The sequence below is a fragment of the Kaistia sp. SLG-1 genome (assembly GCF_059699055.1).
Window position 1 is genome coordinate 2,063,823 of record NZ_AP048544.1, and the last position, 13,859, is coordinate 2,077,681.

At 66.7% G+C, this 13,859-nt stretch carries 12 protein-coding genes; 7 read left to right on the forward strand and 5 right to left on the reverse strand.

The window, feature by feature from the left end; all coding sequences use genetic code 11:
- Positions 1 to 42: 42 nt before the first annotated feature.
- Complete coding sequence (locus AC6HZP_RS09205) at positions 43 to 1,287, reverse strand: ABC transporter substrate-binding protein (RefSeq protein ID WP_244669880.1); 1,245 nt, start codon at positions 1,285 to 1,287, stop codon at positions 43 to 45.
- Between the two features lie 187 nt (positions 1,288 to 1,474).
- Here AC6HZP_RS09205 and AC6HZP_RS09210 point away from each other — a divergent pair, with 187 nt between their 5' ends.
- On the forward strand, positions 1,475 to 2,536 hold the full coding sequence (locus AC6HZP_RS09210) for a LacI family DNA-binding transcriptional regulator (RefSeq protein WP_497526310.1): 1,062 nt from the start codon (positions 1,475 to 1,477) through the stop codon (positions 2,534 to 2,536).
- Positions 2,537 to 2,756: 220 nt separating this feature from the next.
- On the opposite strand, the gene AC6HZP_RS09215 is transcribed toward AC6HZP_RS09210, so the two are convergent.
- On the reverse strand, positions 2,757 to 4,565 hold the full coding sequence (locus AC6HZP_RS09215) for an ABC-F family ATP-binding cassette domain-containing protein (protein WP_497526311.1): 1,809 nt from the start codon (positions 4,563 to 4,565) through the stop codon (positions 2,757 to 2,759).
- Positions 4,566 to 4,680: 115 nt separating this feature from the next.
- Here AC6HZP_RS09215 and AC6HZP_RS09220 point away from each other — a divergent pair, with 115 nt between their 5' ends.
- Together AC6HZP_RS09220 and AC6HZP_RS09225 are read left to right on the forward strand one after the other, a co-directional pair.
- Positions 4,681 to 5,256 (forward strand): sigma-70 family RNA polymerase sigma factor, encoded by a 576-nt coding sequence (locus AC6HZP_RS09220; RefSeq protein WP_201403273.1) that lies wholly within the window; start codon positions 4,681 to 4,683, stop codon positions 5,254 to 5,256.
- A complete protein-coding gene (locus tag AC6HZP_RS09225) occupies positions 5,246 to 5,935 on the forward strand; it encodes an anti-sigma factor (RefSeq protein WP_497526312.1) in 690 nt (229 codons plus the stop codon). The genes AC6HZP_RS09220 and AC6HZP_RS09225 overlap by 11 nt, the downstream gene beginning before the upstream one ends.
- A 10-nt stretch (positions 5,936 to 5,945) precedes the next feature.
- On the opposite strand, the gene AC6HZP_RS09230 is transcribed toward AC6HZP_RS09225, so the two are convergent.
- The gene (locus AC6HZP_RS09230) at positions 5,946 to 7,124 is read right to left on the reverse strand and encodes an aminotransferase (protein WP_497526313.1); all 1,179 of its coding nucleotides are present in this window, start codon (positions 7,122 to 7,124) and stop codon (positions 5,946 to 5,948) included.
- 374 nt (positions 7,125 to 7,498) lie between these two features.
- Between AC6HZP_RS09230 and AC6HZP_RS09235 the strand changes: the two genes are divergently transcribed.
- A complete protein-coding gene (locus tag AC6HZP_RS09235) occupies positions 7,499 to 8,128 on the forward strand; it encodes a fasciclin domain-containing protein (protein WP_497526314.1) in 630 nt (209 codons plus the stop codon).
- 538 nt (positions 8,129 to 8,666) lie between these two features.
- On the opposite strand, the gene AC6HZP_RS09240 is transcribed toward AC6HZP_RS09235, so the two are convergent.
- On the reverse strand, positions 8,667 to 9,074 hold the full coding sequence (locus AC6HZP_RS09240) for a DUF4332 domain-containing protein (RefSeq protein WP_497526315.1): 408 nt from the start codon (positions 9,072 to 9,074) through the stop codon (positions 8,667 to 8,669).
- A 197-nt stretch (positions 9,075 to 9,271) separates the two neighbouring features.
- On the opposite strand from AC6HZP_RS09240, the gene AC6HZP_RS09245 reads away from it, so the two are divergent.
- Positions 9,272 to 10,834 (forward strand): helicase HerA-like C-terminal domain-containing protein, encoded by a 1,563-nt coding sequence (locus AC6HZP_RS09245; protein ID WP_497526768.1) that lies wholly within the window; start codon positions 9,272 to 9,274, stop codon positions 10,832 to 10,834.
- Positions 10,835 to 11,017: 183 nt separating this feature from the next.
- Here AC6HZP_RS09245 and gstA read toward each other — a convergent pair whose 3' ends face one another.
- Complete coding sequence (gene gstA / locus AC6HZP_RS09250; RefSeq protein WP_497526316.1) at positions 11,018 to 11,626, reverse strand: glutathione transferase GstA; 609 nt, start codon at positions 11,624 to 11,626, stop codon at positions 11,018 to 11,020.
- A 213-nt stretch (positions 11,627 to 11,839) separates the two neighbouring features.
- On the opposite strand from gstA, the gene AC6HZP_RS09255 reads away from it, so the two are divergent.
- Entirely contained in the window at positions 11,840 to 13,237 is a 1,398-nt protein-coding gene (locus tag AC6HZP_RS09255) for a M20/M25/M40 family metallo-hydrolase (RefSeq protein ID WP_497526317.1), read from the forward strand.
- The gene (locus tag AC6HZP_RS09260) at positions 13,234 to 13,812 is read left to right on the forward strand and encodes an LOG family protein (protein ID WP_497526318.1); all 579 of its coding nucleotides are present in this window, start codon (positions 13,234 to 13,236) and stop codon (positions 13,810 to 13,812) included. The genes AC6HZP_RS09255 and AC6HZP_RS09260 overlap by 4 nt, the downstream gene beginning before the upstream one ends.
- Positions 13,813 to 13,859: the final 47 nt, after the last annotated feature.

A 13,859-nucleotide genomic window follows, 5' to 3' on the forward strand; every position in this document is an offset into this window, starting at 1 on the left:
CGGAGGGGACGCCGCGCCGCCGGATTGTCATGGTCGAGGGCGTTACTTCGCCTGCTCGACGGCCGTGTTCCACTTCTCGACAAAGGCATCGGCCGTCATCGAGGGATTGGCCCAGTATTCGGCCACGACGTCCGTCAGGCTCTGCACGACGTCGGCCGAGGCCAGGATGTCGGCTGCCGGGATCTGCTTGTCCGGATCCTGCAGGACCTGGACGCCGATCTGGGCGCAGGCGTCCAGCTTGGAGTTGTCGACGTCGAGGCGGACCGGGACGGAGCCCTTCTTGGCGTTGAACGCGACCTGCGCGTCCTTCGACATGAAGGTGGTGGCGAGAAGATCCTGAGCCTTGGTGCCGGCTTCATCCTTCAGCTTCGGGAAGATGAAGACGTCGCCGCCCATGATGAAGTTCTTCTGGCCCGGCCCGAGGATACAGCCGAAGTCCTTGCCGGCGACCTGGTCGGCCAGCACGAACTCGCCCTTGGCCCAGTCACCCATGAACTGGAAGCCGGCCTTGCCCGTGATCACCATGCCGGTCGCGACGTTCCAGTCGCGGTTCGGATTGCCCGGGTCCGAGTAATCGCGGATCTTGCCGAAGATCTCTGCGACCTTCTTGAATTCCGGCGACTTGACCGCTTCCGGATCGAGGTCCTTGTAGACCTTGAGGTAGAGATCCTTGCCGCCCTCGCTGAGCAGGATGGCGTTCAGCATCAGGTTGAGCTGCCAGGGCTGGCCGCCGACGGCGACCGGGATGATGCCCGCCGCCTTCAGCTTGTCGCCGACGGCGAAGAACTCGTCCCAGGTGGTGGGCTCGGCCGCGCCGACCTTTTCGAGCGCCGGCTTGCTGTACCAGACCCAGTTCTGGCCGTGATTGTTGATCGGCACGGCGATGACGTGGCCGTCACGCGTGACCGCGTCGTAGAACGCCGGCGGCAGGGCGGCCTTCCAGCCTTCCTTCTCGGCGATGTCGTCGAGGTTGCGGATCAGGCCCTGGGCGACCAGCTCGTCGATCTGCTTGCCGGTGTTGAACTGCATGGCCGCCGGCGGATCGCCACCGATGATGCGGTTGATGCCGATCGGGCGAGCCGTGGCGCCCGAACCGCCGATGGCGGTGTCGACCCATTCGCCGCCCGCGGCGTTGAAGGCCTTGGCGAATTCCTTGACGGCGGCGGCTTCACCGCCCGACGTCCACCAATGGAATACTTCGGCCTTTTGCGGATCAGCCTGGGCGACGCCCACGGCCAAACCAACCATCGCGACGGCGCCCAAGAGCACTCGCGTAACGCGCTTCATGCTTTTCCTCCCAAATGAGACGCCCCGTCGAGGCGTCTGCTCAACGAACGTTTCGTCACCGATCCATCGGACTTGCGATATCCGTATTCTTGTAATCGATTACATCTACCGTATACTCCCTGCGCCGGCTGTCAACGCAAAGTTATTTTGCAGTGCGAAAGAAAAAGGTCCGGCATCGAAGGGACTCATGTCGCAACAATCGGAAACTCCCGAACTCGAAGGTCCGGCGCGCGCCGCCACGATCCAGGACGTGGCGCGCAGGGCAGGGGTTTCCACGGCGACCGTGAGCCGGGCCCTGGCGCTGCCCGAGCGCGTCGCCGAAGCGACCCGCGAAGCCGTGTTCTCGGCGATCCGCGAGACCGGCTATACCCCCAACGCCGCGGCCCGCTCGCTGCGTGCGAAATCGACCAAGATGGTGCTGGTGCTGCTGCCGGGGATCGGCAATTCCTTCTTCACGCCCGTGCTCAATGCGCTCGAGGAAGTGTTCACGGAGGCCGGTTACGGCGTGCTGATCGGCTATACGCGCGAGAGCCGCCGCCGCGAGACCCACTATGCGCGGGTGATCCGGGCGGGCCAAGTCGACGGCGTGCTGGTGGTCACCGGCAACGTGCCGCGCGACGAGGAATTCGCCTCCGTTCCGGACACGGTGCCGACATCGCTGATGTTCGCGGACATGCCGGGCACCGAGCATGTCTCGCTCTTCGACGTCGACAACCGCGAGGCCTCGGCGGCGGCCGTCCGCTATCTGATCAGCCAGGGACACCGGCGGATCGCCCACATCCCCGGCGCCGCCGGCGGGGTCGAGGCGCAGGAACGACTCGGCGGTTATTGCGATGCAATACGCGAAGCGGGTTTGCCGGTGGACGAGGCGCTGATCTGGCGCGGCGCCAGCAATTTCGACTTCGCCTCGGGCGACCGGGCGGCGGCGCGCTATTTCGAGCTGGCCGCAAAGCCGACGGCGGTGTTCGCGGCGGCGGACGAAATCGCGCTCGGCTTCATGCGCGCGCTGAAGAGCAAGGGCGTCGGCATCCCTTCGGACGTTTCGGTGGTCGGCTTCGACGACATCGAATATGCCGTCCACTACGACCCGGCGCTGACGACGATGCGCCAGCCGCGCACCGAACTCGGCCGGCTCGCGGCCCATGACCTTCTCGGCCGCATGACGGGGCGCAACGAGAAGGTGGCGCTCTCGAAGGTCCGGCTGCCCTGCGAGCTGGTAGTGCGCGAGAGCGTGCGACGCATCGAATAGGGGCTCCCTCGCCGAAGAACCTCCGCTGGAACCCTCCCCTTGAGGGAGGGTCGAAAACGCCTTGGCGTTTTCGGGGAGGGGTAACTTCGATGGGCCAAGCCTGGTTGGCGCGTGCTCGACGCGCTCGGGGAAAGAACCCCTCCCCAAAACCGCTTCGCGGTTTTGACCCTCCCTCAAGGGGAGGGGTCAGGCGGAGTTCCGGCCGGCTTGCGGCGACGCCTTACCCCGCCAGCTCCTCGCGCAGCATTTCCAGCGTCAGCCATTCCTCCTCGGCCGCGTCGCGCTCGTTCTGTGCGGCGGCGAGGCGGGTGTTGGCCGTGTCGAACGCCTTGCGGTCGCTAGCGAACAGGTTCGGCTTGGCGATCGTCGCTTCCAGCTTGGCGATTTCGGCGGTCAGCGCCTCGATCTTCGCCGGCAGCGTCTCCAGCGCGTGCTTCTGCTTGAAGGAGAGCTTGCCCTTGGCCGGCGCGGCGCGCTCGGCGGCGGGCTTCTTCTCGTCCTTGCGCGGCTCGCCCTTGGCGATCGCGCGAGCGGGCGCGGCGGCGCCGCGCTGCGCCAGCATGTCGGTATAGCCGCCGGCATAGTCGGTCCAGCGGCCGTCGCCTTCCGCCACGATCACCGAGGTGGCGACGCGGTCGAGGAAGTCACGGTCGTGGCTGACGAGCAGGATCGTGCCCTCGTAGTCGTCGAGCAGCTCTTCAAGCAGGTCCAGCGTCTCCAGGTCGAGATCGTTGGTCGGTTCGTCGAGCACCAGCAGGTTGGACGGGCGGGCAAGCGCCCGCGCCAGCATCAGCCGGCCGCGCTCGCCGCCGGAGAGCGCCGTGATCGGCGCACGCGCCTGCTCCGGCGTGAACAGGAAGTCGCGCATATAGCCGATGACGTGGCGCGGCTGGCCGTTGACCATGACGTTGTCGCCGCGGCCTTCGGTCAGCGCATCGGCGAGGCGGAGGCTCGCGTCCAGGCTTTCGCGGCGCTGGTCGAGCGTCACCATCTGCAGATTGGTGCCGAGCTTGATCGTGCCGCTGTCGGGCGCGAGCACGCCGGTCAGGAGGTTCAGCAGCGTCGTCTTGCCGGCGCCGTTCGCGCCGACCAGGCCGATGCGGTCGCCGCGCAGGATGCGGGTCGAGAATTCGCGGACGATGGTGCGCTCGCCGAACGCTTTCGAGACATCGGCCGCCTCGACGACAGCCTTGCCGGAGACGTCGCCCTCGCTCGCCTGCAGCTTGACGCTGCCGACGGCGCGGCGCTGGTCGCGCCGTTCCTGGCGCAGGCCTTCCAGCTTGCGCAGGCGGCCCATGTTGCGCTTGCGCCGGGCGGTGACGCCGTAGCGCACCCAGTCGATCTCCTGGCTGATCTTGCGGTCGAGGCGCTCGCGCTCCTTCTCCTCCTCATGCAGGACGCTGTCGCGCCATTCCTCGAAGGCGGAGAAGCCCTGTTCGAGCCGGCGGGTCGTGCCGCGGTCGAGCCACAGCGTCGCCTTGGACAGGCGCTCCAGGAAGCGGCGGTCGTGGCTGATCAGCACCAGTGCCGAGCGCATGGATTTCAGCGTCTCTTCCAGCCATTCGATCGCCGGCAGGTCGAGATGGTTGGTCGGCTCGTCGAGCAGCAGCACGTCCGGCTCCGGCGCGATGGCGCGGGCGAGCGCCGCGCGGCGCGCCTCGCCGCCGGAAAGCTGGCCGGGCGTCTCCTCGCCGGTGAGGCCGAGCGCCTCCATCAGCATGGTGGCGCGATAGGGATCGTCTCCCGGCCCGAGGCCCGCCTCGACATAGGCGCGCACCGTCGGGAAGGCGGAAAGGTCCGGCTCCTGCGGCAGGTAGCGCAAGGTCGCGCCGGGCTGCACGAAGCGCGTGCCCGAATCCGCCTCGACGGTGCCGGCGGCGATCTTCAGGAGCGTCGACTTGCCGGAACCGTTGCGGCCGACGAAGCACAGCCGCTCGCCGGCCGAGACCGACAGCGTCGCGTTTTCGATGAGCGGGCGTCCGCCGAAGGTGAGGCGGATATCCTGGAGGAGAAGAAGAGGAGGAGCCATGCGCGGGATGTAGCGGTCGCCGTGCGCCCAAGCAAGGCGGATCGCGCGCCCCATGGCGGGCCGCGAGCGTTTCGCCTAAGCTGGCCCGCGACCGCGCGAGACGCCCCCGGGGAGAATGAAGTTGGAAGATCGAGGCTCCGGAGCATCGCCGCAGGCGGAACTGGTCGGGCTGATGCGGGCCGTGGCGGCGCGCGACGAGACGGCGTTCCGGACGCTCTACGAGCGCAGTTCCGCGAAACTTTTCGCGATCGTCCGGCGTATCGCAATCAGTGAGGCGGCGGCCGAAGAGGCGCTGCAGGAGGCGTGGGTCCGGATCTGGAACCATGCCGACCGTTTCGATCCGGCCCTGGCGTCCCCCATCACGTGGATGACGACGATCGCGCGCCATGCGGCGATTGATGCTGTGCGCAAGGGGGCGGAGCGGGTGTCGGCGACGGCGGTCGTCATCGATGAGGAACTGGCGGACAAGCTGCCGGCTCCGGGAGCGGTGGCGGACGGCCTGACGGCGCCGCACCTCAGGCGCTGTCTCGAAGGGCTCGATGCCGACCGGCGCGGCATGGTGCTGCTCGCCTATAGCTACGGTTACAGCCGGGAAGAGCTGTCGCGCCGCTTCGACAAACCGGTGGCGACGGTGAAGACGATATTGCGGCGCAGCCTGATCGCGCTGAAGGAGTGCCTCGGTGGCCGATAAAGACGAAATCGAAGGCGTGGCCGGCGAATATGTCCTGGGCACGCTCGACAAGGCCGAGCGCGACGCCGTCGAGGCGGAGAGCGCCGGCGATCCCGCGCTCCGTGCCGCGATCGGCGACTGGGCCGGCCGCCTGCAGCCGCTCGCGGATCTCGCCGGCGAAACGCCGCCGCCCGCCAGCGTCTGGAGCGGCATTCTCGGTCGCATCCGCGCCACCGGCGGGGATGCGCGCGTGCTGCTGCTCGAACGCACGGTCCGCCGGCTGCGGATCGCGGCGGTCGGCTTCGGCGCCATCGCCGCGGGGCTGGCGATCTTCATCATCAGCGAGCGCGAGCTGCCGCCGCCGCCGATGGCCGGCATGAACTATGTCTCGGTGCTGAACGGGGAGGGCGGCCGGCCCGCCTTCGTCGCCATGGTCAACACCGAGACCGGCATGATCAAGCTGCGCCGGGTCGGCGAGGCGCCGCCGCCGGACAAGAGCTTCGAGCTCTGGCAGGTGCCGGAGACGGGGCCGACCGTCTCGATGGGCGTCGCCGACCAGCAGAGCGACCTGATGCCGATGAACGTGTCGCTGAAGCCGGGCGAGAAGCTCGCCATCTCGCTCGAGCCGAAGGGCGGCTCGCCGACGGGCCAGGCGACCGGCCCCGTCGTTTATGTCGGCGACCTGCTGGCGGTGAAGTAAAGACGGGCGCTTAGGCTACCGCCTTCACGCGCTGGTTGATCCAGTTGCCCAGCCGCTCCAGGGCGCTGTCGAGGATCTCGTCCCGCTTCGAGAAGCAGAAGCGCACGAAGGTTCCGGGCGCGTCGCCATCATAGAAGGCCGAGACGGGAACGGCGGTGACGCCGGCCTCCACCGTGATGCGCTGGCAGATCTCGGCATCGGTGCCGGTAAGGCCGAGCGGCGCCACGTCTGCGGTGACGAAATAGGTGCCGGCGCAGGGCGCGACGCCGAAGCCGAGGCGGGCCAGGCCCGTGGCGAGCCGGTCGCGCTTCTGCGCGAGATCGCCGGCGAGCGACGCATAATAGTCGTCGCCCTTGCCGAGGCCGAAGGCGACGGCGGTCTGCAGCGCCGCCGGCGTCGTGAAGGTGGTGAACTGGTGCGCCTTGGTGATCGGATCGAGCAGGCGCGGCGTCGCCGTGACGTAGCCGACCTTCCAGCCCGTGAGTGAAAACGTCTTGCCGGCCGAGCCGATGCGGATGGCGCGCTCGCGCATGCCGGGCAGCGTCATCAGCGGGATGTGCTCGCGCCCGTCGAAGACGATGTGCTCGTAGACCTCGTCGCAGATCGCATAGGCGTCGTGGCGTACGCAGAGCTCGGCGATGAAGGCGAGCTCGTCGCGGGTGAACACCTTGGCGGCGGGGTTCATCGGGTTGTTGAGAAGGATCGCCTTCGTCTTGTCGGAGAAAGCGGCCGCCAGCGCGTCCCGGTCGAGCTCCCAGAGCGGCGGCGTCACGCGCACCAGCTTCGGGATGCCGCCGGCGCGGCGGATCAGCGGCAGGTAGCAGTCATAGAGCGGTTCGATGACGACGATCTCGTCGCCGGGCTCGATGACGGCGGCGATGATGTCGGACAGCGCCTCGGTGGCGCCGGAGGTAATGAGTACTTCCGACTTCCAGTCGACGTCGAGATCGTAGAAGCGCTTGTTGGCGGCCGCGACGGCCTGGCGCAGCGCCGGCACGCCCATCATCGGCGGATACTGGTTCGGCCCGGCGATCAGCGCCTCGGCCGCGAGGCGGCGAACGTCCTCGGGTCCGTCGACATCGGGAAAGCCCTGGCCGAGATTGATCGAGCCGTGCTCGATGGCAAGCCGCGACATGACCTCGAAAATCGTTGTCGGCAGACCGGTATAGACGGGATTGGTTGTTTTCATCGACGACTCCACTCGGCGCGGGAGATTATGGCGGGCCTCCCGGCGGCGCAAGCAATCCCGTGCCCTGGCGCCGGCTCTCCGCAACCGACATTTTCTCTCGGCCCATCGGCCGCGATCCCGTCGTGGGAAATTTTCGACGGCGGGCTGAAACCGTTTCCAACCGCGTTCGTATAAGTCAGTGGAAGTACGTTTCAGGGCTTATCATCGGAACGTTGAGCGGTTTTCGGTCAGTATCGCATGGATCAAATGCGGTTCTGTGGCTGGTTGATCTATGGTCGGTTCTCAATCTTTGTTTCGATAGTTCCTGAGCGTGACTTCGAGAGTTGGATCTGGATCGGCGATCGGGCATGGCCCGTCGCCGCAGGAGGAAGTTCATGTCTCGTCTTGTCAAGATTACCCGGGGCGCCGCGGTTGCAACTCTTGTTTTCGGCGGTGTCGCCACGGTGGCGATACCCGCCTTCGCCGAGACCGCCATGAAGGCCGGGGCTGCGATGAAGGGCGACACCGCCATGAAGATGTCGATGGAGACCGTCATGGTCGGCGGCGCGGCGATGTATCCCACCAAGAACATCGTCGAGAACGCCGTCCATTCGAAGGACCACACGACCCTGGTCACCGCCGTCAAGGCGGCGGGCCTGGTCGATACGCTGGCCGGGAAGGGGCCGTTCACGGTCTTCGCGCCGACCAACGAAGCCTTTGCCAAATTGCCGAAGGGGACGGTCGATACGCTGTTGAAGCCCGAGAGCAAGGCCAAGCTGACCAGCGTCCTGACCTATCACGTCGTCCCCGGCAAGATTTCCGCCGCCGACATCCGCGCCGCCGCGAAGACGATGAACGGCATGGCCGAATACAAGACCGTCGAGGGCGAGACGCTGAAGTTCAAGGTCGACGGCAAGAAGATCTGGATCATGGGCGAGGGCGGCGGCAAGGCCCAGATCACGATTCCCGACGTCAACCAGTCGAACGGCGTCATTCACGTCGTCAACGCGGTTCTCCTCCCTTAGCCTCCCCGGGATGAGACCGACCTGAGCCCGGCCGAAAGGCCGGGTTCTTTTTGCCGGCAGCGCCTCTCGACGCCGCTCGCAAAATAAAATCGTCCGGCGCTGAAACTTTTGCGGACCCGCGCGCGTATCCCGGATGCTGGAGGGCGATGCCGTCTTCTTGCCTCCTGACGGATCGCCCATTCCTCCGCGCCCGATCGCTCCCGCGATCGGCGCACGGCGCCGTCCCGGAGGTAGCCCCGCCCACCGGGGCGGCGACCCGTGCCTCGTGGCTTTCTTCCCGCTACGACGCAAAGGCACGCGAGCGGCAGAGCCCACCTTGGCGGAGGCCTCCGCGCACCGTTGGCCGGCCGCCATGCCGCACTAGATTCCCATCATCCTGAGGTGCCCGAGCGCAGCTCGGGCCTCGAAGGACGCACGGTCCCGGTGCAACTTATAGACTGCACGGCCGCCCTGCGTGCTTCGAGACGGCCCTGCGGGCCTCCTCAGCATGATGAGGGTGGCGATTTGCAGGGACCTCGCCACAGGAGGTGCAGAAGCGTCAGTACGTCAGCACGGGCGGCAGGTTCTTCGCCTGCTCGATCCAGCTTTCGACCAGCTTTTCTGCCGGCAGCTGGCGGACCAGCTTCTTGGCCGCGTTGATCTCGGTCATCTTGGCGGTGAGGTTGTCGGCGCGGCGGGTCTTCAGTTCCTTGACCGTGTCGACGCCGGCCGCCTCGAGCAGCTCGGAATATTCCTCGGCGACGCCCTTGATCCGCATCAAATCGGCCATGTTGGCCCATTTCAGGATCTTGTGTTCGTCGATGCCGGATTTCTCGGCGACTGCCTTGCGCCCCTTGGGATCCTTGGCCTGCTCCAGCAATGCGCCGGTCGTCTTGATGCCGACGGCGGTGAGTTTCTCGGCGAAGGCCGGGCCGATACCTTCGATATCTTTGATGGGGTAAGACATTCTCGAACTCTCCTGAGCGAATCCCAAGTGTTTGAAGTCTAGAAAGGGATGTTCGCTTGTGCGTACCGTTAAGGCAAGTCGTCTCGTCCGGCGGCGTCGGGAGCGGCAAGATTGCGTCGCCGGAATTCGGTCCTATAAGGTCGCAAGGCCCTTCGATCACCGGAGGGGCGATGGCCTAAGGGAATGTGTCGATGCCGATGCTGGAAGCGGACAAGATCTATCTCGGGACGAGCGACAAGCCGGAATATCTCCTGCTCGGCCTCGCCAACCGGCATGGACTGGTCACCGGCGCCACCGGCACCGGCAAGACGGTGACGCTGCAGGTGCTGGCCCAGGGCTTCTCCGACGCCGGCGTCCCGGTCTTCTGCGCCGACATCAAGGGCGACCTCTCCGGAATCGCCGAGCCGGGCACGCCGCAGGATTTCCTGTTGAAGCGGGCGAAGGAGATCGGCTTCGAGGACGAGTACAAGTTCAGCGCCTGCCCGACGATCTTCTGGGACCTGTTCGGCCAGCAGGGCCATCCGATCCGCACCACGGTCAGCGAGATGGGGCCGCTGCTGCTCGCGCGGCTGATGAATTTGAACGACACGCAGGAGGGTGTTCTGACCATCGCCTTCCGCGTTGCCGACGAGGAAGGGCTGCTGCTGCTCGACCTCAAGGACCTGCGCGCCATGCTCGGCTTCATGGCCGAGAACGCGGACCGCATCCAGGCGAAGTACGGCAACGTCACCAAGGCGTCGGTCGGCGCGATCCAGCGCCAGCTGCTGGTGCTGGAGAACCAGGGCGGCGACGCCTTCTTCGGCGAGCCGGCGCTCAATATCGCTGATCTGATGCGCACCACGATCGACGGCCGCGGCGTGGTCAACGTGCTGGCCGCCGACAAGCTGATGAATTCGCCGCGCCTCTACGCCACCTTCCTGCTGTGGCTGCTGTCGGAACTGTTCGAGGTGCTGCCCGAAGTCGGCGACCCGGCCAAGCCGCGCTTGGTCTTCTTCTTCGACGAGGCGCATCTCCTGTTCGACGAGGCGCCGAAGGCGCTGCTCGAAAAGGTCGAGCAGGTGGTCAAGCTGATCCGCTCGAAGGGCGTCGGCGTCTATTTCGTCACCCAGAACCCGCTCGACGTGCCGGACAGCGTGCTGTCGCAGCTCGGCAACCGCGTCCAGCATGCGCTGCGCGCCTATACGCCCCGCGACCAGAAGGCGGTGAAGGTCGCGGCCGACACGTTCCGGCCCAATCCTGCCTTCAAGACGATGGACGTCATCACCCAGCTCGCCGTCGGCGAGGCCCTGGTCTCGACGCTGGAGCCGAAGGGCGTGCCGGGCATCGTCGCGCGCACCTCCATCCGGCCGCCATCCTCGCGCATCGGGCCGGTGACGCCTGCCGAGCGCGCGCAGATCATTGCCACCAGCCCGGTCGGCATCGCCTATGACAAGACGGTCGATCGCGAGTCGGCCTACGAGATCCTCGGCCGCCAGCAGGCGGAGGCGGCTTCCGCTGATGGCGAGGACGGCGCCGCGCCGTCGTCCGGGGGCTTCGACGTCGGCTCTATCCTCGGCTCGCTGCTCGGCACCAACAAGAAGCGCGGCGAGCGCTACACGGCGACGCAGCGTGTGGCACGCGATGTGACGCGGACCGTCACCAACAAAGTGGCGGGCGACGTCGCTGCCAATATCGGCAAGAGCGTCGCCGGCTCGATCGGCGGCTCGGTTGGCCGCTCCATCGTGCGCGGCGTGCTCGGCAGCATTCTTCGCCCGCGCTGAAGACTAGAGCCTTTCATCGTTTCATGGAAACGACGAAAGGCTCTAACTCTTTGTTTAGTCGCGTTTTCTTCACGCGAACCGGTACCCACTTCGCTCGAAAACGCTCTAAGCCGAACCCAGACACATAAAATCCCCGGAGCCGAAACTCCGGGGATTTTCGTTGGGATTGTTGTCCCGCCTAGATCAGGCGGCGGTCTTGAGGCCCTCGGCCTCAAGCGCGGCCTTGACCGCGGGACGCGCCGCAACGCGGTCGAAATAGGCGTCGAGCTTCGGACCGACGTCGAACTTGAAGGCCCGGGCCCAGCGCAGGATCGTGAACAGATAGCCGTCGGCGACGCTGAAATCGTCGCCCATCAGGTAGGGCTTGTCGCCGAGCGCGTCGGTCAGGTAGCCGAGGCGCAGCTTCAGACGCTCGGTGAAGCTCTGCTTGGCTTCCTCGTTCACCGCCGGGTTGAAGAACGGGCTGAAGCCCTTGTGCAGCTCGGTCGCAATGAACGAAAGCCAGTCCATCAGCTGGTAGCGCTCGGTCGAGCCGAGCGGGGCGGCGAGGCGCTTCTCCGGGGCGAGGTCGGCGATCATCTGGACGATGACCGGGCCCTCGGTGACAATGCGGCCGTCGTCGAGTTCCAGCGCAGGCACATAGCCCTTGGGGTTGATCGCCTTGAAGTCCGAACCGGTCTCGGTCGACTTGGCGCGCAGGTCGACCTTTTCCATCGTGAAGGGGACGCCGGCTTCGCGGAGCGCGATATGGGGCGAAAGCGAGCACGCGCCCGGAGCGTAGTAAAGCTTCATGCAGAACATCCTGGGGAAGGGGCCGTCGGGAGACGGCGGGGAATGGTTTGGCGTCTGGCGTCGATCTGTAAGTTGGGCTTTCCAACGCGGGCGCGCAATGCGGTGAAATGTGGCTGCACCGTCAACAAGCGCTTGCCTTTTCTTTTGCTGGCCGCAAGCGTATCAGGACCGTTTATCGCGCGTACCTCGCACGCCTCTCCCTGGAGCCCGCTCGTGTCCGATCGCCTCGCCGACGTTCTTGCCCATATCGACGCCGATATCGAAAACAGCCTCGCGCGGCTGTTCAAGCTGGTCCGCATCGAGAGCATTTCGACCGATCCGGCCTATGCCGGCGCCTGCCGCGAGGCGGCCGAGCTGATCGCCGCCGATCTCGCCTCGATCGGCTTCGAGGCGAGCTCCCGGCCGACCGCCGGCCATCCGATGGTCGTCGGCCACCAGGACGGCGGCAAGGGGCCGCGCGCCCTGTTCTACGGTCATTACGACGTGCAGCCGGTCGATCCGATCGAGCTCTGGGACACCGCGCCTTTCGAGCCGAAGATCGTCACCGCCGCCGACGGCACCAAGCAGATCGTCGCCCGCGGCACCTCGGACGACAAGGGCCAGCTGATGACCTTCATCGAGGCGTTCCGCGCCTGGAAGGCGGTCACTGGCAAGCTGCCGATCCCGGTCTCGGTCATCCTGGAGGGCGAGGAGGAATCGGGCGGCGCCAATCTGGTGCCGTTCATGCAGGCCAACAAGGACGAGCTGAAAGCCGATTTCGCCTTCGTCTGCGACACGAACATGTGGGACGCGCAGACGCCTGCCGTGACGACGATGCTGCGCGGCCTGGTCGGCGAGGAGATCACGATCACCGCCGCCTCGCGCGACCTGCATTCCGGCATGTATGGCGGCGCCGCGCGCAACCCGATCCACGTCCTCGTCTCGATCCTCGACGGCCTGCGCGACGAGAACGGCCGCGTCACGCTGCCGGGCTTCTATGACGGCGTCGGCGAGGTGCCCGACAGCACCCGCCAGCAGTGGCAGTCGCTCGGCTTCGATCCCGACAAGTTCCTCGGCGAAGTCGGCCTCAGCGTGCCGGCCGGCGAGGTCGACCGCAGCGTGCTGGAGAAGATCTGGGCGCGGCCGACCTGCGAGGTCAACGGCATCTCCGGCGGCTATACCGGCAAGGGCTTCAAGACGGTGATCGCCTCGCAGGCCTTCGCCAAGGTCTCGTTCCGTCTGGTCGACAAGCAGGATCCGGACAAGATCCGCGCCGCCTTCCGCGCCTATGTGCAGTCGAAGCTGCCGGCCGATTGCACCGTCGAATTCACCGCGCATGGCGGCTCGCCGGGCATCCGCCTGTCGGCCGACAATCCGGCGCTGGTCAAGACGCGCGCGGCGCTGACGGACGAATGGGGCCATGAATGCGTCGTCGTCGGCTCGGGCGGATCGATCCCCGTCGCCGGCGACTTCAAGACCGTGCTCGGCCTCGACGCGCTGATGGTCGGCTTCGCGCAGGAGAACGACCGCATCCATTCGCCGAACGAGAAGTACAACCTCTCCTCGTTCCACGGCGGCATCCGCTCCTGGGCGCGTGTCCTCGCCGCCCTTTCCGAGGAGAGCGGTTCGTGAAGATCTGCGTTTTCTGCGGTTCGAGCGCCGGCTTCCGGCCGGATTATCACGAGGCGGCGGTGGCGCTCGGACGCGCCATTGCCCAGCGCGGCGCATCGCTCGTCTATGGCGGCTCGAAGGTCGGCCTGATGGGCGCGGTCGCCGATGCGGCGCTGATGGCCGGCGGCGAGGTGATCGGCGTCCTCCCGACGGCGCTGCGCGACAAGGAAATCGCCCATCCCGGCCTGACGCAGCTGCATATCGTCAACTCGATGCATGAGCGCAAGCAGATGATGGCCGATCTCTCGACCGGCTTCGTCGCGCTGCCGGGCGGCCTCGGCACGCTGGAGGAATTGTTCGAGATCTGGACCTGGGCCCAGCTCGGCTACCACCGCAAGCCGGTCGGCCTGCTCGATGTCGCCGGCTTCTACGACAAGCTCGAAGGCTTCCTCGACCACACGGTCGAGGCCGGCTTCGTGCGGGCCGAGCATCGCGACATGCTTGTGGTCGACGAGGACCCGGTCTCGCTGCTCGACCGCTACGAGACCTACCAGCCGGTTGCGGTGGCGAAATGGATCGGCCCGACGGAGCGTTGATCGGCTGCGCGAGGGCGGTGTCCCGGCCAAGCCCCGGGACGCTGGCC